Origin of the sequence: Enterococcus sp. RIT-PI-f (assembly GCF_001297065.1) — a bacterium.
Lineage (GTDB): Bacteria > Bacillota > Bacilli > Lactobacillales > Enterococcaceae > Enterococcus_D.
Map to the genome: position 1 here is coordinate 14,235 of NZ_LHOX01000017.1, position 24,317 is coordinate 38,551.

Below are 24,317 nucleotides of genomic sequence, written 5' to 3' on the forward strand. Positions count from 1 at the left end.
AAAAACCACCGCTAATTTTGCGGTGGCTTGCAACTATTGCTTATCAATTAATTTATTAAGATAATCTTTATTATCTTGATAATCATCTGTATTCATAAGTTGATACTTCTCATTTTCCAGAATGATTAAATTTAAATCCAAATCTGTATCATAGTCTTCTCTGTTAAATCCTAATGTTGAAATAATACATTGAGTATCTAAGGGAATATTTGCAAAGATATACTCAAAAAGAGTTTCCTTTTTCTGATCGTCTAGTTCAGCATGGTTGGGACTATCCATAACCAGTGGAAATTTTATGGCTTCAGGAAAAAATTCATTTTTCAGTTTAAGCAGGTTCATATACCAAATAACTGTTACGATTGGCTGATTACTCCCTGTAGCTTTTACACTATTTTTAATATTTTCAATAGATTTATCATGTACTTCTTCTAGACCAAATTTGATAATATCTTGTTTCATAGACTTAAAGTAGAAAGAATTTACACCTTTCTTTTTCTTCGAATATTCTTTTAACTTTTTCGTTAAAACTTTAGCTTCAGCGACTAGCTCTTTATGATTAGAATTTTCGTCTGACCATTCCCCTTCGAGCTTAGTTTTTAGGTCAGAATAGCCCTGAATCTTCAAAATTTCATTTTGACTTTCCTTAGTACCTTTCAAAATTTTATTATATTTATTTAGTCTTTTTAAATGGACTTTATAAACACTTTCTTTTTCTTCAATTTTTCTCTTAGCTGAAGATATAAAACTTTGTAACTCTAAACTTACCTGAGATAAATCTTCAATGTTAATATTTTTGATTATTCTAACATCAAGTGTATCTTCAAGATCTTGGCGACATAAAGGACATATATGTTCATGAAGTACCTGTTTAACATCTTTTTCTTCATGCCTCTTTCTAATACTAACATCCTCTAATGTTTTAGTAATTTTCACATAGTTACTCCTTAGATCAGACAATTCATTCTTTGTTTTCTGCAAGTCAGAATAGATAGCACGATACTCACTTTCTTGACGATCTAATTCTTTCCGCAGTGACTCAACATCTTCAGGGATTGCTTCAGGGATTTCTTGCTCGATTTTCTTAAGCATATTTGCAATAGTTGTCAGTTCTTGTTCACTCAACTTAAGCTTTTCATTCAAATTGTCCTGTTTTAGTTTCAAGTCAAAATAGTCTTTATTAAACAGCCCAAAATGAGTATATAATAGTGGTTCTTTGAAGTTGATAAACTGGCCTAAGCCAGTGAATGAGCCGAGCTTACTTCCGTCCATATGATCTTGATCCGTAAAACTTAGCATATATGCAAATGCTGGTGGAGCGATAATCAATTTGTTATCATTTTCTTTTCTCGACGGAAGATAGACAGAAAACCCAAACAATGGATACAATACTTCAGACAGCTCGTCTCTCTTATCTGTACCAACTAATAAGTTATGTTCTGCATCAAATAACTTAAAGAAACGCCCCAAACGTAAAATGGTATATCTTGTATCATCGATTGTAAAATCAACTACAAAAGTAACTGTATCTTTTTTCAGGTTATCATCAAAATATACATCTGCACCTAATGCATAATAGACACTTTTCAGAATTAATGATTTGCCTTTTTTATTTCCATCTTCTTGATCCGAAGTAACAATATTTATACCAGATGTGAAGGATACTTTTTTAGCTTTTTGAGTTGCCGTTGAAAATAGATACACATTATTTACTATCAACTTCTTTGACATTATAAACTCTCCTCCACTTTAATCATAACTATCAAACATAATAATTCTATCTCTTCTAGTGAAAACTCTAATGGAAATGTAACAGACGATATAACAATATATTGTCTAACAAGTTCGAAAATTTGAGCAGACTCAAGTTTATCTGACTGCTCAAAAATATCATCTCTAATTTTCCCTTCAAGCTCTTGCCAATGAAAATCCATTTTAAGACGAGATATTACATCCGGTAATACCGTCATGTATTTAAGGCGTTTACCAAGATTATTTTCAGCTTCCTGTATATATTTTTTACATTGTTCCATTATTGAAACAGACTGTTCTGCATAACGGCCCAAAATAAGTTTAAATCGCTCTGAAGTAAAACCTTTTTTCTTCACTGCCTCTATGCGAGAATTTACCGGAAACTCATAGTTTGCCTTTTCCAAAGCCTCTTGTATTAAGAGAGTTAGTAACGCCCCAGGCTTAACCGGATATTCACTATAAAGTTGAACAAAAAAAGACTCAACACGTCCTACCATAGTTTCTCTGACTGTTGAAATTCCAAGATCACTATTTATAAAGAATACATCTGATAAATCAATTTCCTCGTCAGGAAATTCAGCACTGATTGTTGATAAAAAGATACTTCTATTCTTTTCTTCAATTGTTTCAAGCGTTAATTCTGAGTTAGGTATCCTTAAATTATCAGGTACTCCTAAATGAAGATTGGAAACTATAGCTAGTTTAGACTTTGGCATATTATTTTCTATTTCGGTATGTCGCAATTTATATAGAGTCCCGATAATGGAATGCTGTTTCAAAGGCTCTTTTTTTGTTAAAGCCCTAACTGTATATGATCCAGCATCTTTTTTTGACTTCACTTGAAAAAACTCAAGTCTATCACGATGATGAATTTCTACATCACAGACGTAATCAAAGACCATAGTGAAATCATCGGAATTCATTAGCTCTCTTAAAAACCTGTCAATTCCCCAATAAATCTCATAAGAAAACCGATTTTTTGATCTGGATCCAGAAACATCTGCTTCATAAAGTGAATATGCATCATCAATTACCATCGTTAAACCTCCTAAAAATGCTACTCTTATTATAACACCTTGTCGAGAAGTTTTACTATAGTAGATATATTGAAAGTGTGATAAACACCTTCGATTAGTCGTTTTGGATATTTATTAATCAATGATGAAGCTTAATAATATCATCCAATATATTCAAAAATTCCGCAAATTGTAACAAGGAAATCTTCCTCAATCTCTAAGTCCCGACCAAATGCCTCATAGTCAGTATAATTTTGTAAATGAGTAGGAACTTCACCTAAAGCGCCTGTTTCCTCAATCAAGTAATACGCTACATCACTCATATCACTACAATCGGGATAATAAATAATATCATCCACACGCTCCACCATTTCCTCAAACGAATTGAAGAAGGCATGTTGAATTTTTGAAGCAACTTCACCAATCGGCGTTTCTTCTAATTCCTTCGCTGAGTCACACAATCGATTAATCTCTTCAATTGACGTATACTCATCAATCTCAAAGGGCAACTCATAATCATGAATCGCATATTCCTCATAGTCATCGTTCAACCCAATTTGTTCTTTAACCTCATCAAAATCAACAGGTGGTGTAAACCAAGCACCAACTAATTCGTCTTCGTTATACTTACCCAAATTTGCTATATAGATTCGCATCTGTTCCATGGTAGACTCCTTTCTTAAGCACCAACAATCCGATTGAATAAATTAAGCAAGACATCTTTTACGCCTGCAGCATTAAAGACCAATCCTACAGCGATTAAAGCAATCACCAAGAAGCCAATCAGTTTGGAGAACTCCCTCTTAAATCCTAAAAATAAACCAATGACCACAATCGCCAGTAAGACTAAGGATTGCGCATTTGTCAAAAACCATTGATACAAATTTTGTCCGAAATTCATCTTGTCACTTTCCTTTCTTTTCCATTGCTCGTCCCTCCGCTGCACTTGCATGCATCAGGCACATCACGGTAACCCCAAACATACTGCCACCAAATACCAATAAAATATCTTTTATAATTCCCATCAAGATCCCTCTTTTCATATAATTAAGTTTTCAACTGCCATACTTTGTTGCTCCAAAATCTTTTTATGCCGGTCCGACAATTGGACTTTTTGCACCATATCTTGAATGTAAGTGGTTTGATTCAATCGATCCAGTTCCTTTGCCATCTTCCATGTAGGGGCTACCTGTAGTCCTAACCAATTCAACGTTCGCTCAATAGTGTAAGGTTTAGGGTCAGAAGTTAATTGAATCTCCTTGCGATTTCGTCCAATAAACCGACCCCATTGTTCATTCAAAGGCCAGTTACTTCTTCTTCTCCCTTCCACCTTATCCGCAAATCGTAAATACCGATTGATAATGGAAAACGTGGTACTCTCAATACTGCGACCTTTTAACAAATCTTGAATCGCATGATAAGCACGGTCATTTTTCAGTCGAATCTCAAAACGATTTTTCGTTTTAGTCTGGTCTAAAGGAATTCCTAACTTGATATATTGCTCATAATCTTTTTCGTACAAGCAAAAATAAACCTCACTCTTGATACTCCCAATATATAAGGTATTACCCATACCATCTTTTTCATTAGCTTTCAAAAGTTCCCCTGAACGATAGCTTTTAAAGGTACGAAACAAGGAGATACATTCTTCTTTCTGACATTTCTTCGTTAATTCAGGAATATCTATTAGCCCTACTTGATCATTAATTGCCAAAACCAATCGTTTCATCACACCTCCGGCTTTAAGACAATCTTCAAAAAAATCGTACCAACTGCGTTTTTGAGCGAGTAAAAAAGTTTCAAACTGCCGGCAACCTCGCCCTTTCAATTCCAAAAGAACTCCCTTATCCGCTTCATGAGACAACATCACTACAATATCTCCCATGACGTATTGTTCTTGATAAGAGTAAAAGGGGTAATCTTCATGAAGCATATAATCAAACTTCAAATGGAGAATCTCTTGAATAATTTTCCGCACATCCGTTGTGGGAAAGCGAATCCTTACATAGTCAAACAGTAACGTCAAAGGCAAATTAGGATTGAAACTTTCCAGTTGGTCAAAAATTTTTCTCATGGTCTTTGCAGAAGCAGTTACGCCACCGTTTTCTATCTGATTTAGATACGGGCGGCTAAGCCCACGAGCCATAGCCAATTTATTTTGCGAAACGCCATATTCGTTGCGTCGGTCTTTTAATAGCCGATAATCCAAATTCCGTTGTGCCAAGTTCTCACCTCTAAATTCAAGGTGTCAACTTTTTCAAATGAGTTAACACCTATACAAGTTGCTTATTATCCTTGGGACAACAACTATTCTTAATCGTTGTTTGCTTATTTTTTGTGTTTTTGTACCCCCTGTTAGATACGGGGGGTAAGACATCATGGCAGACTGGCGCCGTCCATGAACAGGCACAGCACCGCGGAGGATTTCTGCTTCGCAAATCCCCCGCGGTCAGCGCCAATCAATTGGTTTATTTGGCTGTTACTCATCGGTAACGCCCTCGATTTCTAATTCTGCTTTTATCTCAAACAAGTTTTGACGGATATTCGGTTCTTTCGCAAAGTCCGCCATCCGTTCCAATTCACGGATAATTTGATTCAAATCAATTCGGGTATCTATTCCCTCAGCCATTAAATAAGAATCACCAGGAACCTTCACCCTATTTTTACTAATATCAAAATTGAAACGGCGTAATTCTTCTTCCAGTTCCGGATCTGTCTGAATTTTGTCAATCACCCAATAAATTTCTCCAATCAACTCATCATAAATCACATTTTTCCACCTCCTTCAATCTCTTGGCAATATCAAAAATGACCGGAACTGTCACAAAGTTTCCGGCCTGTTTATACAACTGACTATCTGAATTGATTTGAACGGCTCGATCAAAAGCCCAATCTGGAAAACCTTGCAGTCGCCAACATTCTCGTGGCGTAAGCTTCAGAATTTGATACTGATCCGTGACAACCGCTTGTTGATCTCCTGTTAGTAAGGTATGAACAATTTGTTTTCCCAAACGACCTCGGCGACTTTTGGAATTAGGAAAATCCAGGTTCACACTGTCCCCTGGCTTCATCTCTTGATATTCTGTTTCATTTTTTCGAATCATAATCTTCGTTCCACCTTGCTTCGTTGACAAAGTAGGTGCCGTTCTTGATACATCATAGACTCGATTTCCTTGTTCAAAATTTCCTGGCAACAACCTAGCTACCGATATGCCATCTTTTGCTGATAAGGCGATTTTGATGACTTCATCGCCTGTTAAAGTCGGCGCAACGCCATCTGGACCATAAACTTGGCCACCCATCCCGCGATTAGAAGGATTAATATTTAACAAGTTTCTGATGTTTTGGTCAGATGTTGCAGACTATCCAATGATAGGAAATACTTGTTCGGTACATGCGTCTCGAGAATGTCCAATAAGGAAGACCCGCTCGCGGCTTTGGGGAACGTAGGCCTTTGAGTTAAGCACCTGCCACTCCATGTCGTACCCCAATCCATCCAGCGTTCGGACGATTGTCTCGAACGTAGTCCCTCCTTCGTGATTGAGCAATCCCGGACGTTCTCAAGGAATAGAAACTTAGGTTGGAGAGGAGCGACGAGCCAAGCAATTTCAAAGAATGAAGTACCTCAAGTATCGAAAAATCCTTGCCCCTTTCCCTAAATTGAAAGATCCTGTCACGGAAATCCGCCGAGCAAATTCATCAATTTCATAAAAGTCGATACGCTGGTGACCAGATTGTTTCATGCCTAGACGAAAGCCACCCATCTCGGCGAATAAATCTAAAAATGTCACAACTCACCTCATTCATTGCAAAGAAAAAAGCCAAGAACATTTTTGCTCTTGACTCTTAAAATTATTTCAATTAAAATTTATTTTTCTTTATCCAAACCAATCAATTCCCGTTGTTTTCGATTGGATTCATCTGCTACAAATTTAAAGACTGTCTTCAGCTCTTTCGCAGAGGCATTCTTTTGTAGTGTAGAGAAGTTACGGTTATACTTCTCCATGATTTCCTCAACTTTTTCTTTTTCAGTCATGTAGTTCTCCCTCCAACCTTTCTTTTGTATAACTGATTGGCAATGCTAACTCAACATTATCAATATCCATTAGAAAATCAGACATCGTATTTTGAAAGTCCTTCACTAAGATATTGATAGTTACTTCCTCTTGAAATTGTTTTTTCACCCGCGACAAATTTTTTCTTGATTGGAAAAAAGCATTGATAAAACGTTCTTTAGGAACAAAACGGCCTTCAACTTCTTCTCGTTTTTTAGTAAAGTCCCAAGCAATAAATGGATCTTGATAAACATAATAGACAAGCACATTATAATTCTTTTTTAGTGCCCGTTCAATATTTTGATTTACCTTAGAAGTCGCAAAAGTGCCATCCAGAATAAAACTATAGCCCTTTTTAAGAACTAAATCGAGAGCAGCATCTACCAAAAGTGCTGATCCTCGTTGAAATTCATCTGAATTATTCCCGACATAGCCTGGAAATAGTTCACGAAATTTATCAGCATCGATTACACAAAGATTATCATTCAATACCATCAAAGTTTGTGCAGCCTCAGTCTTTCCAGCACCAGGACTTCCAGCCATAAAAATGGCAGTCTTTTCTTCCTCTATTTCTTTCCCTTCAGTAATAGAAGAAATTAATACCTTTTTATTCTCTTTAGCATACTGTAAAGAATAATCCTCTGTCATTTTTATTGGAATACACTCAATACCTGAGACAGAAATTTCAGAGAGTTTTTCCAAAAAATTCCACTCCGGGAGTGTTCCAGAGTTTCAATCAACCCTCAAGCCAAAACCGCTTGACCGCTGATTGAAGCCCTGGAGGTTCTTCCCCGTGAATTCTGCTGAAAAAAATATGTGGTGATAGGTCTTTACGACGCCAGTGTGCGTTCCTCCATTTGAACTGGTGTGAGATAGGATACACTACTATGGATTCGTTTTCGATTGTAAAATCGATGGATATAATCGAAGACGTCACGCTGTGCCTCTTCGAATGAGCGGTAGGTCAATCATTGATAAATTCGTTCTTTCTTGATAGTAACATGAAACGATTCAATTCCTGCATTGTCGTAAGGGCAACCTTTTTTACTGAAGTAATGGTTAATGCTTCAAGGGCTGATTCGTAACGTTTTGAAGTGTACTGTGAACCCAAATCACTGTGGAGAATTAATTCTCCGGGTGTAAATTTCCGATTCAAAACGACATCTTTCAACGTATCGATAATTAGCTCAGTATCCATGCTCTTTTCAAGAGAATACCCAATAATCTTTCGCGAATGCAAATCAAGAATAGTGGATAGGTAACACCAATCATCTTTTTTTGTTTCAATGTAGGTAATATCTGTGACCCATTTTTGGTTCAGATTGGTGGTAGAAAAATCTTGGGCCAGTAAATTGAGACGTTCTTCAACTTTATTTTGCGAGGGGATGGGTTTCCATTTTTTTCGGTGACAAGAGACAAGTCCTAGCTCCCGCATGATTTTTTGAACCCGTTTGACGCTACAGATTCGCTCATCCTCAAGACAACCTAATTCTTCCTTAGGTTTCCGTTGGACCCGAATAGCACCATAAGTGCCTTCGCCTTCTTCATGGATAATACGGATAATTCGCTTTTTTTCATCGGCATGCTCCACCTCTCGAGCAGTGGGCTCGTGATCTTTCCAACGATAGTAGGACGCACGAGAAACTTTAAGTGTGCGACATAAAATCGTTCAAAGCTTTTTTAGGATTTCATTTTCTTCTTCCGGTTCTTTCATACGTTTGGCTTGTACTTTGTAATCATCAGGTGTCCAACCTGTTTTTGAATCTAGCGTTTTCGCTTGGCACTATTTAAGAATGGTCGAGTAGCCAACGCCATATTCATTTGAAAGTTCACGTGCAGTCTTGAGTCCTGCATTGTGGAGGTCTAAAATATTTTGTTTGAATTCAGCTGTGTATCGTTTTGGCATGTGAGATCTTTCTTTAAGAGCAGTATACCCTCTCAGAAATTTTGTCACAAGTTACATACTACAACCATTGTCCCATCGTGTCGATCCATACTAATCCCACTGCAGATGATTTTGTTACAATCCTTACTCAATATAACAAAATTATGAACAATGAAATCGGCACCGATGTTCACCTAATCAAAAAAACGAAAAGCAATTTTTCATAGCAAAAAAAGTTGTATCCATTTTTATAATGTGGATACAACTTTTTTGTTTTTGATTCATAGAAATAGTAAATCAATTGTAACGAGAGCGAGAACTAAAAGGTTGACTAAAGACAGAATAAAACCAAATAATGAGAATTCTTTGTACCATCTTTTCGGTAACAAACCTTAACGTTTTGGATTATCTGCATCTAGCTATAAATCAAACAGATGGTGGTGGAGAGCCGGTATCGCAGCAGCCCCAGGAATTCCTGCATCAGTTGGATTCGACGACTATTTCTATGGAATTTAAACGAAGAAGAAAAGAAAACTCAGGTTGTTCCAAATTATATTTGTTCTGTTGATGCTCGTTGCCCTATTTATCAAAAATTATTTTCTTGCCTTCAGTTTTGGAGTTACCTCTAGTATTTTTTATACGTTTCACTTCTGGAAATAGCATAGCTGCTACTTTTTTGTCATTTACGATCTACAAAGTACATAATGTCTTTTAGAGTCGTTCGTGCCATTACCCGATTCCCCTGAACATGGGGCCTCCTCTTATAATAATTAATTTACCACATTAATAATCACTTATCAGGCTGCAGATTATTCTATCTTCGAGTAAACCGCAGCTTCTACCTCAGGTGGAATAATCCCCATAAAATAATCCTCAATCTTATCCCAGAAAAATTCAGTGTAGTTTTTAATTCTCTCCGATTTTTTTACTCCCGATGCCTTATAAGTATAAAGGTACGCTAACATTTCTACACTGATTTTATGCCTAAAGTAGACTTCTTCTAGTAAAAAATTTCGGTATTTGTTCCCTTGTTGAATAGCTTTTTCTAGTTGATAGATTGAGTTAATCCTGATATAAATTTGTGGATTATAGCCACTAATCACTTCAAAATTTAACACCTCAAGAGACTGGCCAATTCCGAGTGCCATCATCGCCTCATCGATTTTGGTGTTTCCGCGATTACGGTGATAATAAACAGTCCGACTTTCAGAGTCATTCAAGACGTTTGATGCATCAAGATAAAATATCTTCACATATTGCTTTACAGAATCAATAAAAGTATCTACTTGATTATTGAAGATATAGGCTAATTCCCCCTCTTTCCCCTTTCGATCTCGGATAAACTTATAGTTCTTAATTTTTTCAAAATCAAAAGCCGCATTAACTAGTACTTGAGCAAGGGCGCGTCCCTTGAAAATGTCTGTTAGCCGTAATTTATCTTTCAAATATTTGCCAAGTTCTTTAATACTGAAGTACTCATTTAATCGTTTCTTTTCACGGCAAAACTTTTCAAAGACATCTAGGATTTTATTGTACTGAGTTGTTATACCAGAGTATTCTGAGTTAGTTACATTTGGCACAGTCACTCCTGAAGCGAAAATGAACTCTTTAAAAATAGATCCATATTTCAACCTTCCACACTCCTCGGGTGTAAACAATGAATACTTAAACTGAGGAAAAGACATTTGTTTAAAATCTTTTTCCCAAATCCCAGCTAAGTCAACCTCATATATGGCCTTATACCCTGATTTTTCTAAATCACCAATCTTCGTAAAGAAGCTCTTTAATCGACTCTTCAAAAGTATCTCTTCAAATTTTTCAGAAACAAACAAACTATCTAATCCAAATAAGGAACGCGGACGCGCAACAAAAGGTGAGTAACCAATCTTCCGTGGAGAAGAAAAGTCTTTTTCAATCATCAACATAACGGTTTTAATTTTATTATCCAGATTACTTGAATCGTCTTTTTCAATATTTCCAAAGATATGACGAAAATCATCAGCATTAACTATCAAGTTACGATTATACCCTTTCGCTTTATAGATACTAACAACCTTTCGCATCACTTCAATGATTTGCTCTTTTCTTATAGCACCCATTCCTTGTAACTTGTTAACTTCTGCAAAGTCATTACCCAGAAAGTCTAACCAGGCATATCCTTGTGGGACTAACTCATTGTCTCGTGCTACCCGTCCTACCTCCTGAATATAATCCACCACGTTTCCTGTGGGAGCAAAGTGGTACACGTTTGTAATGTCTGGTATATCAATTCCCATACCAAAAGCTTTTGTAGCTAATACATATTGAAGCTCTCCAGATTTAAAACTATTAAGCACTTCATCCTTCTCTTCTTTGTCCATCGGACCATAATATATCCCCATCAACTCAAAAATTTCTGGAGCCTGGCGCTCTACATACTCACGAAAACTTTTTAAAAAACGGATAGTCGGAAAATAAATTAAAGATTTTTGTTTTTGCTTATGTGCTTTCTGTAAATGTTCCAGGGCTAAAATATGCTTTGCGTTGTAGTAATCTTTACCAGCCCGTTCGTAGGTTTTCCCTTCAGAATCAATACACATAATGATATCATCGCGCTTTACCTTACCAAAATACGAGATTGGTCGCTCCATGTTAAGGCTATCACGTGTATCCATGTACATATCTTCTTTACCGCCGTATATTGCTGTTGCTGTGAACGTTACTATTGGGAACTTGTATTGTTTGCGCATTTTAGATAGATAAATTCCCAAATACCAATAATCCGCCCTGAAAGACTTCCCCCATGTAGTAACAATATGAGCTTCGTCAATAATAACCAAACCCAATTGGCGATTACCAATCAGCATCTTGATATCCGACCTTGCTTGTAGAGTTTCAGGTGATAAGTATAGTAAATCGATTTTCCCATCGGCTATCCCCTGAATAATCTTTTCTCGCTCATACGGTGCCGTATTTGAATGAACCCGTGCAGCATTACTGATTCCTTTTTTCACCATAGAATCTACCTGATCATTCATTAAGCCAATCAAGGGTGAAATAATCAACGTCAGCGGTTTTCTTTCAGGAAAAATTCGTTGTAAATACAAAGCCGGAATTTGAAACATTATTGATTTTCCAGAACCTGTTGATGATGTAATATATATATCTTGGTAGTCTTGCCCATTAATTGCTGAGGTAGCTTGCTGAACGATATCATCGATAATTTGTGCTTGGGAAATTTTAATCGTTTTTCGATTTCGCTTTTCAATGCTTTCATACATCTCTAATGCTTTGAAAGTACTAAATCCCCAATACTGTTCCAAAATTTCTAGATACATAGTTTCGTTAGGGACGTTCTTTCGCTTAATCGATTTATTTGTAAAATAAAATGTTGCTTGTGTAGCAATCACATCTTGTAAAATTTTGAGACGATTCAAATAATCATTACTTAAGCTATTTGAATCTGAAGTTAATATAATTTCAATCGATTTAACTGGCAAGCCTTTCAATAGTTTCATCGTTAAGTCCAAAAACTGAGTTTCATCATCAGACAATTCGACTGTAAAATCACTAATAGGATTCGATTCTGATATGTTTATAGTTGATTCCGTTTCCTCCGCCAAAAATAGTGGGATTATTCTATCCTTTGGAATATCTACTTCTTGATAAGTGATATAATATGATGTACTTTCCTTTGAAAAATTTATATCTCCGTAAACTTCAATAACAGCATTGTATAATTCCTTTTCGTTATCTAAAATTACGTCATCACTCTTTAAAAAAAAATCCTCATAAACCTTCTTAGCATCTATCAAAGTATTTCTATATGGATATTGCGTAAAGAATAGATTGTTATTTAAAATCCAAACATCGAATAATATCCCCGTCACACGTTCCGATAAGACAAATTCTTCATATTGCATCCAGTAATAGTTATCTGTAGTAACGTCACGAGATAACTCCATAGCTTTGGATTCTCCAAATAATTTTGAAGCTGTTCCAATCGGATAGAACTCACTCTTTTGAAAAAATCTCCTACCCTTATCTGGAATGTCATTTTCGTCAAATCCTTTATAGACAATCAATTGTGGTCTACCATTTTTCTTAAGCCATATGTCATTTATTCTGCTCTGAATCTGCTTCATCATGAAAGTCATAGTTACCACCCTTTGTGTAATAAAAATCACTTAAGATTTTTTTGTATTTTGGTCCTTTAAGTTTCCCTAAGGCTTTGGCTTCAATCTGTCTAATTCTTTCACGGGTCACACCATATACTTGCCCCACTTCTTCAAGTGTTTTCGATTTGCCATTTTCGAAGCCAAACCTTAGTCGGAGGATGCATTCTTCCTTGTCGGTTAATGTATCAAATATTTTTTCAAACTCTTCTCGAAGAAAAAGTAAGTCCAATTTTTTATCGATATCACCTTCTTGATCTGGTACCATTTCTCCAATCGTTGTTTCCCCATCAACTCCTAATGGTGTATCAATACTAACGGAATGTTGAAATGTATTACGGACTTTAATCGCCTCATAATACATTTTTACATCTATTTCAAGTTCTTGACAAATCCACTTTATCCTCACTTCACCAAAATTTTGTACTGATTCTTTTTCTTTTCTGATAATCTTTCTGATTTTTTCACCAAAATGAATCGGAATTCTCACAGTTGTACTAGTATCCATTATTCCTCGCAAAATTACCTGTTGAATCCAAATTATTGCATAGGTTGAAAATTGTGTGTCCTTACTAGAATTAAACTTTTTAGCAGCTTTCATTAATCCAATATATCCCCACTGTTTTAAATCTTCTTCTTGAATTGATGAATTTAAGTATCCAGTGAACCTTCGAACAGTTTTCTCAACTAACCCCCTATTCGCCTCTACAAGAAAACTCAACGCATTTGAGTTTCTCTTCATCTGATAATCTGAGAGGTAATCTCTATTGTACTCAAAGGTGGGGGACAATATTTGAGTCTCCAGTTTCTTTTTAAAGACATCAGAATTTAACTTATCTGATAATGTTTCTTCCTCATCGTCGAACATCGAAAAATCAAGAGATGTAGTTTGCTCTGGTTCAGATGCACTACCAGACACTTCTTCCTTGTAATCATCTGTAATTATTACTGAATTTTCATACTTAAGTTCCTCCAAAAATGCCAGACTGTCGTTTTCCAAGTCTTCCGTTGTAATGGTCTTAATTTTTATCGTCTTACCTGGAAAGCGTTGCTCAAGTTGCCGCTTTAGTTTTTGCTCCAAATCTTGCCTAGTTTTAGGTTCCATTGTCACTCACCTCACTTTATAGCATCCGCTTACATTCCCACTTTAATTAATAAGAGTTCTGATATTTTCATAAGCAGAATATCCAAATACGTTCCTCATGGAATCGCGCGTCCATTTATACTAGCAATAAAAAATCTAGCGCTAATTTTCAGCTTTCTGATTCCCCTTCATAGCAACAACTCTACACATCATAGACTTATTATCTTTATTTGACCTTTCATAACCAATAATCATTTGTTCTACACAAGTCTAGCTTCAATTGCAAGACTACTTAAATTATATACTTAAAGAAGCTTTAAGGAAAGGCTAGCCGGAAGTGTCAATTATTTTGTGCAAATAAATATAGTAGATAATAACTTTAAGTTAGCTTTACTTTCAGAGCGTTTACTCACTGAAATATTTCTATGTGACATCAATCATCCAATTATTTTGTTATCCTAAAACTATATGATACTGATAAATTTGAGTTGCTTTTGTTGCTAAATTTAAATATTCAACATTAAAATATGCTGCAACTTCGCCATTCGAATAGTAATTCATTACTAAATTATACTTTTTAGAATAAACTAAATTCTTTTGAATTGACTTTAATTCGCCATCCTTTACATAACTTTGAATGCCACTTGTATCAACAAATTTTTCCGTTACTAATGTTTTTTCATGTGTTACTGCGCAAATTGCCATTTGGCTTCACTCCTCAGTTAGTTATTTTTGCGAAGGCAACCCTATCCACACGACAATCACTTTTTTCCAGTCATATTTATTTACCCTTGATGCCACCATTTGACTTATTATGGATGGGTCTGGTTCAATATCGCGAGAAAATATCTCGTCATAAATGAGGTCAAATTCTTTTTCTATCAAATCTTCTTCAGCACCAGACTTAAAATATATACGCTCGCTATTTTTCCAAATATGATCAATTTCAGCTTTTCCAAAAGAACCTGCCCATCAACCGTAGGTATCATCCGCTACAATCTCTGCATTAATCATGGTAAGTATCTTCAAATCAGGATTCTCTTTAATCAGATCAAGTAAGGATCGGACATTTCCCTTTTGAATTTTAATCTCTGCTCTCATATTATTCCTCTTTTCTTAGTTGGTTATTTTGGTGGATAGCTTACTGACAATTTGAGTTATTTCATCTATGATTGATCCGTGTGTTCAATATTATCTTTCAACATTGTTATGGCTTCTGTTATCAATTTTTCAATCCTTTAAATGATTATTTTAGTGGATTTTCCATTCGAAACATTACTTAGATACAAATAATAGCATTCTATTTACATCTTTTTTAATCAGCTTAACTATTTTGTTAAGTCGACAAATTATATTTTAATTGGTAAGCTATTTTTAATCAAATTTTAAGGTGGCAAAATATATGTTACTTTCTTTAATTAGTTTATTTTCTTGGGGGTCATCCGTTATTAGATTACAAAATCTAAGTGGTTCAACCTGAAATTGTTGGCACTTTTTTCAATTTCAGGTTGTATTTGAAAAGGAGTATTATTTTGACTAATAAACAGTGGTTTAAGATAAGGAAATGGAAGAAAATTGAAATATATATTTGTCTTTTAGTTGTATTACCTATGGTGTACGGGTTATGGTTCAATATAGTTTTTCTTGTTCAATATATGACTTTTTTATTTTGTATTGCTGTTTTAACAGCAATATATGAATTAGGCAAAATCATATTTGAAAAAATCAAAAAAGATAATTAGTAATGTTCACTCTATAATCTATAGGTTGAACATTTTTTAATCTGTAGATTGTATAATGTTTATCCACACTTGCATCCAACTAGTATAATAACTCCTTTCATCGTGTTTCCCCATTCATTTATTTCTGTCGTCACTAGAACTTATTTCCGCCATGTTGTTAGAAGCTGGAGCAAAACCAAAAGCTGTACAAGATTGCTTAGGCCATTCTAGAATTGCAACTACTATGGACAAATATGTTCACGTTACAAAGAAGATGAAAAACGAAACAGTTGATCTGTTTACAGAATCTCTCAAAAGACAGTCAAAATAAAAAAATTGCCTACGAGTGAAAGTCACCGTAGGCAAATCGTAGGCAAATCTATTATTTTCAACCATTTTTAAGCTGCTGTTTTCAAACAAACCCTTGCTACTTCTTCGGTTCATCCTCATCCATTTTCAGAACAGCCATGAAGGCCTCCTGAGGTACTTCAACAGAACCAATTTGTTTCATCCGTTTCTTACCTTCTTTTTGTTTCTCTAACAACTTGCGTTTACGAGAAACATCGCCGCCGTAACATTTTGCCAAGACGTTTTTGCGCAAGGCTTTGATGTCAGATCGAGCCACGATTTTTTGGCCGATTGCTGCTTGGATCGGCACTTCAAATTGTTGCCGTGGAATGATTTTTTTCAGTTTTTCAACGATGGCTTTGCCGCGTTCATAGGCAAAATCGCGATGGACGATGAAGCTTAGCGCATCGACTTTCTCTGCATTCAACATAATATCCATCTTGACCAATTTGCTGACGCGATAACCATTCATTTCATAGTCAAGTGAAGCATAGCCTTTGGTGCTGGATTTCAATTTATCAAAGAAATCAAACACGATTTCTGACAACGGAATATTGTAGACCACGTTCACGCGATAATCATCTAGATAATCCATCGTGACAAAGTCGCCCCGCTTGCGTTGTGACAGCTCCATGACCGCGCCAACATACTCGTTGGGTACCATGATCTGTGCTTTGACGAATGGTTCTTCGACGTTGTCCACTGTGCCTGCTTCAGGAAAGTCTGCTGGGTTATCCACTGTCACAACAGAACCATCGGTTTTGTTGACATGATAGATTACAGAAGGTGCTGTTGTGATCAATTCGAGATTGAATTCCCGTTCCAATCGTTCTTGCACGACATCCATGTGTAAGAGACCGAGGAAGCCGCATCGGAAACCAAAGCCTAATGCTTGCGAGGTTTCTGGTTCGAATTGTAGCGCAGCATCATTCAATTGCAATTTTTCCAACGCTTCTCGTAAATCATTGTACCGAGAAGTATCGATTGGGTAAAGACCGCAATACACCATCGGATTCATTTGACGATAGCCTTCTAATGCTTCTTCTGCCGGATTGTTGGCCAAAGTGACTGTGTCCCCGACTTGCGTATCTTTGACCGTTTTGATCGCTGCAGTGATATAACCTACATCGCCAACCATCAAGGCCTCTCGTTGAATCGCTTTTGGTGAGAAGACTCCTACTTCTGTCACATCGAAGGTTTTGCCGTTGCTCATCATTTGGATCTTGTCACCAGGTTTGACCATGCCTTCCATGATACGGACGTTCAAGACCACCCCGCGATAAGAGTCATAGATGGAATCAAAGATCAAGGCTTTCAGTGGCGCATCGATAGCGCCAACTGGTGCAGGAACATACTCGACGATCTGCTCCAAAATCTCCTCGATCCCGATCCCCGCTTTGGCGCTGGCCAATACGGCTTCGCTGGCATCGATACCGATCACATCTTCGATCTCTGAGCGAACACGTTCAGGATCAGCTGCCGGCAAATCGATTTTGTTGATAACCGGCAAGATCTCTAAATCATTGTCTAATGCCAAGTAGACATTCGCCAATGTTTGTGCTTCGATCCCTTGTGCCGCATCGACGACAAGCACTGCCCCTTCACATGCCGCCAAACTGCGGGATACTTCATAGGTAAAATCGACGTGTCCCGGTGTGTCGATCAAATGGAAGATATAGGTTTCGCCATCTTTGGCTGTATAGTTCAATTCAACTGCATTTAACTTGATCGTGATGCCGCGTTCTCTTTCAAGATCCATGGAATCAAGCAATTGATGTTGCATTTCACGTGAACTGACAGTATGGGTTTGTTCTAAGATACGGTCGGCTAATGTCGATTTCCCATGGTCGATATGGGCGATGATGGAGAAATTACGTATTTTCTCCTGTCGTTTTTTCATTTCTTCTATGTTCATGGATACGTTCCTCATTTCTTTTAGTCAGCTTTTCTATTATACCAACGAAATGATAATAGTGAAAGTCTTTTTCTTGACCGTTAATCAAACATATTTCCTCAGCTTTTGCTATACTAGAGCTAGTAAAAATAAATGGAGTTGACACAATGGATAATACCTTTCATGAAAAATTTCATATTCGTCCGGTCGAAGAGCAAGATGTCGATCAATTTAACGAATTACTTAGCTATGTTTTTCAAATCACAGAATCAGATATTGAAGAAAGCGGCTATGAAAACAAAAGAGAAATGATCAAATCAAAACGCCCAATCTTAGAACTGTCCAAAGTATTCGGCTGGTTCAATGAAGATCAGTTGATTTCACAGATTGCGGTGTACCCTTGTGAAGTGAATATTCATGGCACATTGATGAAAATGGGCGGCGTGACCGGTGTCGGCACCTATCCTGAATATGCCGGCCATGGCTTGATGAAGGATCTCATCAAGCTGGCATTGGAGACGATGCGTGCGGACAAGCAATGGATCTCTTATTTATACCCTTACAATGTTCCTTACTATCGTCGTAAAGGCTGGGAGATCATGTCTGATAAATTGTCCTTTAAAATTCGCGATACCCAATTGCCCAAAACCAAAGAGGTTCCTGGCATCGTAGAGCGGAAGGATGTGGATGATCCCGATGTTTATACGGTCTACAATCAGTTCTCACGGGCCAATCACGGAGCATTACAGCGAACTGATTTCCACTGGGAAGAATACTGGCGCTACGAAAACGAAGAACAGCGGACTGCAGCGATTTATTATAACGAAAGCGGCCATCCGACTGGTGTCCTCTTTTATTGGGTGGCAGAAGAAGTCTTTCACGTTAGAGAAATGTTTTATCTGAACCAAGAAGCCCGTAATGGTTTATGGAATTTCATCACTGCCCACTTTTCGATGGTTTATTGGGTCAAAGGTGAGATTTATACCAATCAACCGTTATCTTTTTATTTAGAAGACAGCCAGATCAAAGAAACGATCGAGCCTTATTATATGGCAAGGATCGTTGATGTAACGGAATTTTTGAAACATTTCCCTTTCAAAGCCTTTAACGGTGCCTTTCACTTTGTCGTTTCTGATCCAGTTGCAAAATGGAACAACGGGATCTTTGGGATCAATGCTCAACAGGGTGAGATCACTGTATCTAATGAAGCCGTCGGCAAAGCCGTCCAATTGGATATCCAGACATTGACTTGTTTGCTGATGAATTATCGACGTCCTGCTTATTTGGAACGTGTTGAACGTTTACGGACGGACAAAGAGACATTGACTTTACTAGAATCAATCATCCCTGATATGGAAGCCTATTTCAGCGACTATTTTTGAGGAGAATTGACAAATCACATAATAACGAAAACGGTGAGGAGTTTTTTATATGAACATTTATTTTGCAGCCCCCTTGTTTGCGGCAAGTGACTTGCAGTACAACGCGGCATTGGTAAAAAAGATTCGTCAGCAATATCCAGATATCACCCTTTATTTGCCTCAAGAAAATGCGGCGATCAATGACAAAAGCGCCTATGCCGACAGCACCATGATCGCACTGGCTGATACTGAAAAAGTTTTGACTAGTGATTTGATGATTGCATGCTTAGATGGACTGACCATTGATGCTGGTGTGGCCTCCGAAATTGGTGTGGCCTATGCCAAAGGCATCCCTGTGATTGGGCTATATACGGATAGCCGTCAACAAGGCGCGGACAATCAGCAAAAACTGACGGCTTTGCAAACTGTTGCCGAAAATCAGTTCCACTATGTCAATTTGTATACAGTTGGACTAATCAAATTAAATGGCGAGATTTTTTCTTCGGAAGCGGCTTTACTCGAGGGATTAGCAGCCTTCTTAAAGGAGGATAACTAAATGAGTGGACATTATCACCGCATCCAACGGGTGTTTACGGTCTTTGGCTTCTTGGTGTTGGCTTTTTCAATTTGGGAGTTTTTCCAGGGTGTCTATCCGCAAAGTCAAGGGCTGATGTTTATCGCGCAAGCGATCCTTGGTATTCTCTTGATCTTTGTCCCAGAATACAGCAAGAAATTGCTCAAGGTACAGTTGCCAAATGCCACAGTCTACTTCTATTGGTTTTTCTTACTGATTTCCGTTTTTATGGGGACGATCCTTCATTTGATCGAGATCGTGTCTTTCTGGGACAAAATACTCCATGCCGTTAGTCCAATGGTCTTGACAGCAGTGGGCTACGGACTGATTTGTATGCTCCTTAAAAACACCCCCGTCAAACAGGTATCACCGTGGCTCTTCTTACTGATGGGCTTTGCCTTTGCTGGCTTGTGTGGTATTTTTTGGGAATTCTGGGAATTCATGTGTGATTCGATCGGTGGCATGAACTTGCAGCGGTATGCGACATTAGAAGGTACACCTTTTATCGGTCGCGACGCACTGATGGATACAATGGGTGATTTGTTCACCAATACGATTGGGGCTGCTTTGATGGGTGTGATCGCCTATGTACAAGGTCGCGGCAACCCCGATTATTTTGAAAGTTATCGTATTCAAAAAATCAACCACAAATAGAGATACACATGCTCTATTCTCTTTGGGAGAATGAAGCATGTGTATTTTGTTATCTGGAAATTGTTAGATAAATCTTAAAGAATTGACGGCTGCATGCGTCAAATTTGTTGAATGAAATCGTTTTGACATCAATAGATTAACTAGATTTGCGTATTTCCAGTTTTTTAAAAGTTTTTTGTTTCACGAATTGGAATCACTCTGTTATACTAATTATAATAAGAAAAAATTTGTTTGTAAGGAGAAGCCTATGGTTTTGACTGTATTTTTTATTCTGTGCTGTTTGATATTCTCTTCCATTACCTTTGCTTTTTCTCAAGATGCCAACAAATTTGTCCAACCGATGTCGATCAAAATTATCTTTATTGCTTCAGCAATTATTGCGGTATGGACAATGTTGTTTTCTGTCGTGGCATTGGTGGCTTGGATCGTTTAAAAAAGCATTCTTGCATGTTTCGAGGTGGACTCGATCCTGGTGCAAGAATACTTTTTTATTAAAATAATGTAATTTCAGTCAAAGGCCAGTAACGCACTAAGACTTTGCCTTCCATTTGATCATCGGTCACAACACCAAAGCTGCGGCTGTCGCGAGAGATCAACCGATTGTCCCCCATGACAAAATAACTGCCGTCAGGAACGGTGATGGAAAAGTCTTCCGTAAACTGCGTCGCGCTTGCGGCGATTTCTTGGAACATTTCCCGATAACTATACTCTTCTTGCAACTGATCATCCGCAAACATTTCTTTGAAATCATCCAAGTAAGGCTCTTCGTAAACATCGCCATTGATGGTCAATACATCATCTTTCATTTCAACAGTATCCCCTGGCAAACCAATCAGACGTTTCACAGCAATTTTATCAGTATCATCCGGTTCGACACAAATGACGATATCTTGACGATCGTAACTGGTCAATTTAGTTGCGATCAAACGCTGTTTATCTGCTAAAGTCGGATCCATTGAATGGCCACTAACTTTGACTGGTGTTAAAACAAACAAGCGTAGAAGAACAACAGCGATGATAAAGAAAATAATGAACCAATTTTCCTTTAAAATTCTTCTCATAGTGAATGTAAACTCCTCTTTCTTCAATGGCGAAGTACAGCAATGCGCCAATATTCCACCAATGATTTATTCTTTTATCTTACGGAACTTTCCCCGCTAGAGCAAGAGAAAACATCAAATTTAAACAATTTGATGTTTTCTCAGACAAATATCTTCACTTATGCTTCATTCACTTGGGTTTCTCGGCTCAAAAAGGCAAAGACATCTTGATGATTCAAAGTCCCTACAGCTTGTCCATTCTCAACGATCGTCAAGGCCGCATGTTGTGCAAACAAGGCATAGGTATCGCTTAATATCATATTGCCTTTGATTTTCTCAAGATTTTCATCGATTTCTTTCCTATAATAGCCCATGGCCACCAGATCCGCTACTTTGACTAGTTTGGCTTCATCTTCGCCTGTTTCTTCAAAGAAGGTTTTGACAAACGCCGTTTTTGGTTGTGCGATGATCACTTCTGGGGTGTCACATTGAACGATCTTGCCTTTGTTCATTACAGCAATTCGTGACCCTAATTTGATGGCTTCTTTCATATTGTGGGTCACAAAGATGATCGTTGTACCTAACTCTTTGTGCAGATCCAACACCAATTCTTGCAAAGCATTGCGTGAAATGGGGTCTAAAGCGCTAAAGGGTTCATCCATCAGGATCACTTCTGGATTTGCTGCCAACGCACGCAAGATGCCGATTCTTTGCTGTTCGCCGCCAGATAAGGCTTTGGGCAGGCGATGACGGTATTGTTCAGGATCTAACTGTACTTGTTTCAATAGACGGTCTACCGCTTCACTGCGGTCTTTTTTTGACCAACCCAGCATTTCTGGAATGACTTCGATATTCTGCTTGACATCCATCGTGGGAAATAAAGCAATCTGCTGCAACACATAGCCCATTTGCCAACGCATTTTTTGGATGTTGTAATCTTTGATCCGTTTTTCTTTAAAATAGATGTCACCGTCGGTTGGTTCGGATAAGGCATTGATCATTTTTAATGTGGTGGTCTTCCCACTGCCTGATGGTCCGACAAGGACAAAAATCTCGCCTTTTTGGATGGTCAGATCAAGATGATCGATCACGATTTTATCATCAAATGCTTTACTGACTTGTTTAAACTCAATGATTGGGGTCATTATTCGCCCTCCTTCAGTAACCCTTGGTCAAGTAAAAAGGCTTTCGCCACTTCTGCAGGCTGTTTGCCTTCGACATTTACTTGATAGTTCATTTCACTCATTTGTTCTTCAGTGATTTGTCCTGCTAATTTTTCCAACGCAGCCACAACTTCAGGATGTTCATCCGCAAAGGCGGTTTTCATCAATGGTGCCCCTTGATAAGGTGGAAACAGTTCTTGGTCGTCTTCAAGGATCACCAATCCATATTGCTGCAGCTCACTGTCTGTTGAGTAGGCATCCAACAAATTGATGTCTCCGTTATTGATGGCTTGATAGCGCAGTGCAGGTTCCATACTCTGTACACTTGGGAAATCTAAGCCATATTTGTCTTGAATGCCCGCATAGCCATCCGTACGATCGATAAATTCTAATGTAAAGCCTGCTTTGACTTGACTTTCAATTTTTTTCAAATCAGAGATGGTTGTCAGATCGTTTTCTTCGGCGAATTCTTTTTTGACTGCCAAGGCATAGGTATTTTGATACGCCATTGGTTTCAATAAAGTCATATCGAATTGATCATTCAACAAAGTGACCGCTTCTTGATAGGTTTGATCTGAATCAAGACTTTGACTATCGACATCTTCTGGAACATCAACCAAACTTTCCAAGACCGTTCCGGTAAACTCAGGATAAATATCGACTTGATCATTATCCAAAGCACTAAAGAGAAAACTCGTCTTTCCAAAATTCGGCTCTAACTCGACCTGAAGATCTGGATCCTCTTGTTCGATCATTTCTTTGTACATATTGATCAAAATATCCGGTTCAGATCCCAATTTACCCGCGATTCGAATCGTATTAGGTGCGAATATACCGCTTTGGGAAAAAGAAATACCGCCGATCACAAAAATCAACGCTGCCAAGGTTATGATCGTATAGCGCGGTTTTAGGTGTTGCAAGTAACGAATCAATGTACTAAATATAATCGCCAGCAATGCAGAGCCGATCGCACCGATCAACGTTAATGCTGGGGCGTTTCGATCGATCCCCAATAAGATAAACGAGCCCAATCCACCTGCACCGATCAAGGCTGCTAAAGTGGCGGTCCCAATGATCAGGACCAAAGCGGTACGAATACCTGAAATGATCACAGGCAATGCGATCGGTAATTCTACTTTGATCAGACGACGCATCCGGGACATCCCGAAAGCAACTGCTGCCTCTTCGATCGAAGGATCGATCTCCGATAAACCAATATACGTATTTTGGAATATTGGCAGCAAGGCATAGATAACCAAGGCAATCAGCGCTGGTGGAGTACCGATACCGACAAAGGGGATCAGCAATCCTAGCAATGCCAATGACGGGATCGTTTGCAGCACGCTCGTGATCTGCAGTCCGACTTCAGCGGCCCGCTTATGGTTCACAAGCCAGATGGCCAACGGCACAGCGATCACGATGGCAATCAACAATGCCATGATCGATAACGTCAAATGCTCAAAGACGGCTGTCACCAATTCTCCCTTTCGTTCATTTAAAGTATCCAAAAAAGTATTCATCATTTCATCCTCTCTTGTGCCATAGGTTAAGTATAAACGAAGGAAGGCATTCCCGCCAAAACCAAGACTCAAAAAAAGAGTTGCCTACGATAGACAACT

25 protein-coding genes and 1 pseudogene are annotated in these 24,317 nt (G+C 37.9%); 6 read left to right on the forward strand and 20 right to left on the reverse strand.

The genetic code is table 11. From position 1 onward, the window contains the following. Window positions 1-33: 33 nt before the first annotated feature. The 6 genes from AEQ18_RS10005 to mobT all read right to left on the reverse strand — a co-directional run bounded on the left by AEQ18_RS10005 (window position 34) and on the right by mobT (window position 4,989). Window positions 34-1,728, reverse strand: a complete 1,695-nt coding sequence (locus AEQ18_RS10005) for a hypothetical protein (RefSeq protein WP_054116205.1) — start codon at window positions 1,726-1,728, stop codon at window positions 34-36. Continuing rightward, the gene (locus tag AEQ18_RS10010; RefSeq protein ID WP_054116206.1) at window positions 1,728-2,786 is read right to left on the reverse strand and encodes a dsDNA nuclease domain-containing protein; all 1,059 of its coding nucleotides are present in this window, start codon (window positions 2,784-2,786) and stop codon (window positions 1,728-1,730) included. Before AEQ18_RS10010 ends, AEQ18_RS10005 begins: the two co-directional genes overlap by 1 nt. Before the next feature lie 140 nt (window positions 2,787-2,926). Further along, the gene (locus AEQ18_RS10015) at window positions 2,927-3,430 is read right to left on the reverse strand and encodes an antirestriction protein ArdA (protein ID WP_054116207.1); all 504 of its coding nucleotides are present in this window, start codon (window positions 3,428-3,430) and stop codon (window positions 2,927-2,929) included. Between the two features lie 14 nt (window positions 3,431-3,444). Continuing rightward, window positions 3,445-3,666: a hypothetical protein gene (locus AEQ18_RS10020; protein ID WP_010708778.1), complete on the reverse strand. Its 222-nt coding sequence runs from the start codon at window positions 3,664-3,666 to the stop codon at window positions 3,445-3,447. 4 nt (window positions 3,667-3,670) lie between these two features. Then, entirely contained in the window at window positions 3,671-3,808 is a 138-nt protein-coding gene (locus AEQ18_RS15455) for a DUF3789 domain-containing protein (protein WP_152911909.1), read from the reverse strand. Then, on the reverse strand, window positions 3,805-4,989 hold the full coding sequence (mobT, locus tag AEQ18_RS10025) for a MobT family relaxase (RefSeq protein ID WP_054116208.1): 1,185 nt from the start codon (window positions 4,987-4,989) through the stop codon (window positions 3,805-3,807). The genes AEQ18_RS15455 and mobT overlap by 4 nt, the downstream gene beginning before the upstream one ends. 113 nt (window positions 4,990-5,102) lie before the next feature. Between mobT and AEQ18_RS15960 the strand changes: the two genes are divergently transcribed. Next, window positions 5,103-5,258 (forward strand): hypothetical protein, encoded by a 156-nt coding sequence (locus AEQ18_RS15960; protein ID WP_235505529.1) that lies wholly within the window; start codon window positions 5,103-5,105, stop codon window positions 5,256-5,258. On the opposite strand, the gene AEQ18_RS10030 is transcribed toward AEQ18_RS15960, so the two are convergent. The 10 genes and pseudogenes from AEQ18_RS10030 to AEQ18_RS16005 all read right to left on the reverse strand — a co-directional run bounded on the left by AEQ18_RS10030 (window position 5,245) and on the right by AEQ18_RS16005 (window position 15,044). Further along, window positions 5,245-5,535 carry a hypothetical protein gene (locus AEQ18_RS10030; protein ID WP_054116209.1) on the reverse strand — a complete coding sequence of 97 codons (291 nt, stop codon included), beginning with the start codon at window positions 5,533-5,535 and terminating at the stop codon, window positions 5,245-5,247. The genes AEQ18_RS15960 and AEQ18_RS10030 overlap by 14 nt on opposite strands. Further along, window positions 5,525-6,556 (reverse strand): annotated as a pseudogene (gene dcm / locus AEQ18_RS10035) (DNA (cytosine-5-)-methyltransferase). Before dcm ends, AEQ18_RS10030 begins: the two are co-directional and overlap by 11 nt. Window positions 6,557-6,633: 77 nt before the next feature. Then, on the reverse strand, window positions 6,634-6,801 hold the full coding sequence (locus tag AEQ18_RS15765) for a hypothetical protein (protein ID WP_002298811.1): 168 nt from the start codon (window positions 6,799-6,801) through the stop codon (window positions 6,634-6,636). After that, window positions 6,794-7,468: a zeta toxin family protein gene (locus AEQ18_RS10045; protein WP_054116412.1), complete on the reverse strand. Its 675-nt coding sequence runs from the start codon at window positions 7,466-7,468 to the stop codon at window positions 6,794-6,796. The genes AEQ18_RS15765 and AEQ18_RS10045 overlap by 8 nt, the downstream gene beginning before the upstream one ends. Window positions 7,469-7,650: 182 nt before the next feature. Next, the gene (locus AEQ18_RS16085; protein WP_082348648.1) at window positions 7,651-7,788 is read right to left on the reverse strand and encodes an IS3 family transposase; all 138 of its coding nucleotides are present in this window, start codon (window positions 7,786-7,788) and stop codon (window positions 7,651-7,653) included. Then, a complete protein-coding gene (locus AEQ18_RS10050; RefSeq protein ID WP_152911910.1) occupies window positions 7,785-8,486 on the reverse strand; it encodes an IS3 family transposase in 702 nt (233 codons plus the stop codon). The genes AEQ18_RS16085 and AEQ18_RS10050 overlap by 4 nt, the downstream gene beginning before the upstream one ends. 1,028 nt (window positions 8,487-9,514) lie before the next feature. Then, complete coding sequence (locus tag AEQ18_RS10055; protein ID WP_235505534.1) at window positions 9,515-12,841, reverse strand: helicase-related protein; 3,327 nt, start codon at window positions 12,839-12,841, stop codon at window positions 9,515-9,517. Then, complete coding sequence (locus AEQ18_RS10060) at window positions 12,801-13,964, reverse strand: sigma-70 family RNA polymerase sigma factor (RefSeq protein ID WP_054116210.1); 1,164 nt, start codon at window positions 13,962-13,964, stop codon at window positions 12,801-12,803. Before AEQ18_RS10060 ends, AEQ18_RS10055 begins: the two co-directional genes overlap by 41 nt. 432 nt (window positions 13,965-14,396) lie before the next feature. Beyond that, on the reverse strand, window positions 14,397-14,648 hold the full coding sequence (locus AEQ18_RS10065) for a hypothetical protein (protein WP_054116211.1): 252 nt from the start codon (window positions 14,646-14,648) through the stop codon (window positions 14,397-14,399). A gap of 267 nt (window positions 14,649-14,915) precedes the next feature. Continuing rightward, window positions 14,916-15,044 (reverse strand): hypothetical protein, encoded by a 129-nt coding sequence (locus AEQ18_RS16005; RefSeq protein ID WP_268760938.1) that lies wholly within the window; start codon window positions 15,042-15,044, stop codon window positions 14,916-14,918. A gap of 792 nt (window positions 15,045-15,836) precedes the next feature. Here AEQ18_RS16005 and AEQ18_RS15465 point away from each other — a divergent pair. Continuing rightward, window positions 15,837-15,995 (forward strand): tyrosine-type recombinase/integrase, encoded by a 159-nt coding sequence (locus tag AEQ18_RS15465; RefSeq protein WP_082348649.1) that lies wholly within the window; start codon window positions 15,837-15,839, stop codon window positions 15,993-15,995. A 96-nt stretch (window positions 15,996-16,091) separates the two neighbouring features. Here the strand turns inward: AEQ18_RS15465 and lepA are convergent, their stop codons facing one another. Further along, on the reverse strand, window positions 16,092-17,927 hold the full coding sequence (gene lepA / locus AEQ18_RS10075; RefSeq protein ID WP_054116213.1) for a translation elongation factor 4: 1,836 nt from the start codon (window positions 17,925-17,927) through the stop codon (window positions 16,092-16,094). Between the two features lie 146 nt (window positions 17,928-18,073). On the opposite strand from lepA, the gene AEQ18_RS10080 reads away from it, so the two are divergent. The 4 genes from AEQ18_RS10080 to AEQ18_RS10095 all read left to right on the forward strand — a co-directional run bounded on the left by AEQ18_RS10080 (window position 18,074) and on the right by AEQ18_RS10095 (window position 20,928). Beyond that, complete coding sequence (locus tag AEQ18_RS10080) at window positions 18,074-19,288, forward strand: GNAT family N-acetyltransferase (RefSeq protein WP_054116214.1); 1,215 nt, start codon at window positions 18,074-18,076, stop codon at window positions 19,286-19,288. Between the two features lie 49 nt (window positions 19,289-19,337). Then, window positions 19,338-19,823, forward strand: a complete 486-nt coding sequence (locus AEQ18_RS10085) for a nucleoside 2-deoxyribosyltransferase (protein WP_054116215.1) — start codon at window positions 19,338-19,340, stop codon at window positions 19,821-19,823. Next, complete coding sequence (locus AEQ18_RS10090) at window positions 19,824-20,495, forward strand: hypothetical protein (protein WP_054116216.1); 672 nt, start codon at window positions 19,824-19,826, stop codon at window positions 20,493-20,495. It abuts the gene before it with no gap. 247 nt (window positions 20,496-20,742) lie between these two features. After that, window positions 20,743-20,928: a hypothetical protein gene (locus tag AEQ18_RS10095; RefSeq protein ID WP_054116217.1), complete on the forward strand. Its 186-nt coding sequence runs from the start codon at window positions 20,743-20,745 to the stop codon at window positions 20,926-20,928. Window positions 20,929-20,986: 58 nt separating this feature from the next. Here the strand turns inward: AEQ18_RS10095 and lepB are convergent, their stop codons facing one another. From lepB to AEQ18_RS10110, 3 genes are all read right to left on the reverse strand, one after another. Continuing rightward, window positions 20,987-21,556 carry a signal peptidase I gene (gene lepB / locus AEQ18_RS10100; RefSeq protein WP_054116218.1) on the reverse strand — a complete coding sequence of 190 codons (570 nt, stop codon included), beginning with the start codon at window positions 21,554-21,556 and terminating at the stop codon, window positions 20,987-20,989. A 158-nt stretch (window positions 21,557-21,714) separates the two neighbouring features. Continuing rightward, complete coding sequence (locus tag AEQ18_RS10105; protein ID WP_054116219.1) at window positions 21,715-22,680, reverse strand: ABC transporter ATP-binding protein; 966 nt, start codon at window positions 22,678-22,680, stop codon at window positions 21,715-21,717. Then, window positions 22,680-24,218 (reverse strand): ABC transporter permease/substrate-binding protein, encoded by a 1,539-nt coding sequence (locus tag AEQ18_RS10110; protein ID WP_054116414.1) that lies wholly within the window; start codon window positions 24,216-24,218, stop codon window positions 22,680-22,682. Before AEQ18_RS10110 ends, AEQ18_RS10105 begins: the two co-directional genes overlap by 1 nt. Window positions 24,219-24,317 lie beyond the last annotated feature (99 nt).

Bases quoted from the DNA above. Each gene is read 5' to 3' on its own strand.
- AEQ18_RS15765 (WP_002298811.1), bottom strand. From the start codon at position 6,801: ATGACTGAAAAAGAAAAAGTTGAGGAAATCATGGAGAAGTATAACCGT.
- AEQ18_RS10110 (WP_054116414.1), bottom strand. From the start codon at position 24,218: ATGAATACTTTTTTGGATACTTTAAATGAACGAAAGGGAGAATTGGTG.
- lepB (WP_054116218.1), bottom strand. From the start codon at position 21,556: ATGAGAAGAATTTTAAAGGAAAATTGGTTCATTATTTTCTTTATCATC.
- AEQ18_RS16005 (WP_268760938.1), bottom strand. From the start codon at position 15,044: ATGAGAGCAGAGATTAAAATTCAAAAGGGAAATGTCCGATCCTTACTT.
- AEQ18_RS15465 (WP_082348649.1), top strand. From the start codon at position 15,837: ATGTTGTTAGAAGCTGGAGCAAAACCAAAAGCTGTACAAGATTGCTTA.
- AEQ18_RS15455 (WP_152911909.1), bottom strand. From the start codon at position 3,808: ATGAAAAGAGGGATCTTGATGGGAATTATAAAAGATATTTTATTGGTA.
- AEQ18_RS10095 (WP_054116217.1), top strand. From the start codon at position 20,743: ATGGTTTTGACTGTATTTTTTATTCTGTGCTGTTTGATATTCTCTTCC.
- AEQ18_RS10060 (WP_054116210.1), bottom strand. From the start codon at position 13,964: ATGGAACCTAAAACTAGGCAAGATTTGGAGCAAAAACTAAAGCGGCAA.
- lepA (WP_054116213.1), bottom strand. From the start codon at position 17,927: ATGAACATAGAAGAAATGAAAAAACGACAGGAGAAAATACGTAATTTC.
- AEQ18_RS10085 (WP_054116215.1), top strand. From the start codon at position 19,338: ATGAACATTTATTTTGCAGCCCCCTTGTTTGCGGCAAGTGACTTGCAG.
- AEQ18_RS10105 (WP_054116219.1), bottom strand. From the start codon at position 22,680: ATGACCCCAATCATTGAGTTTAAACAAGTCAGTAAAGCATTTGATGAT.
- AEQ18_RS10055 (WP_235505534.1), bottom strand. From the start codon at position 12,841: ATGACTTTCATGATGAAGCAGATTCAGAGCAGAATAAATGACATATGG.
- AEQ18_RS10010 (WP_054116206.1), bottom strand. From the start codon at position 2,786: ATGGTAATTGATGATGCATATTCACTTTATGAAGCAGATGTTTCTGGA.
- AEQ18_RS10080 (WP_054116214.1), top strand. From the start codon at position 18,074: ATGGATAATACCTTTCATGAAAAATTTCATATTCGTCCGGTCGAAGAG.
- AEQ18_RS10045 (WP_054116412.1), bottom strand. From the start codon at position 7,468: ATGACAGAGGATTATTCTTTACAGTATGCTAAAGAGAATAAAAAGGTA.
- AEQ18_RS10090 (WP_054116216.1), top strand. From the start codon at position 19,824: ATGAGTGGACATTATCACCGCATCCAACGGGTGTTTACGGTCTTTGGC.
- AEQ18_RS10015 (WP_054116207.1), bottom strand. From the start codon at position 3,430: ATGGAACAGATGCGAATCTATATAGCAAATTTGGGTAAGTATAACGAA.
- AEQ18_RS10020 (WP_010708778.1), bottom strand. From the start codon at position 3,666: ATGAATTTCGGACAAAATTTGTATCAATGGTTTTTGACAAATGCGCAA.
- AEQ18_RS10065 (WP_054116211.1), bottom strand. From the start codon at position 14,648: ATGGCAATTTGCGCAGTAACACATGAAAAAACATTAGTAACGGAAAAA.
- AEQ18_RS10005 (WP_054116205.1), bottom strand. From the start codon at position 1,728: ATGTCAAAGAAGTTGATAGTAAATAATGTGTATCTATTTTCAACGGCA.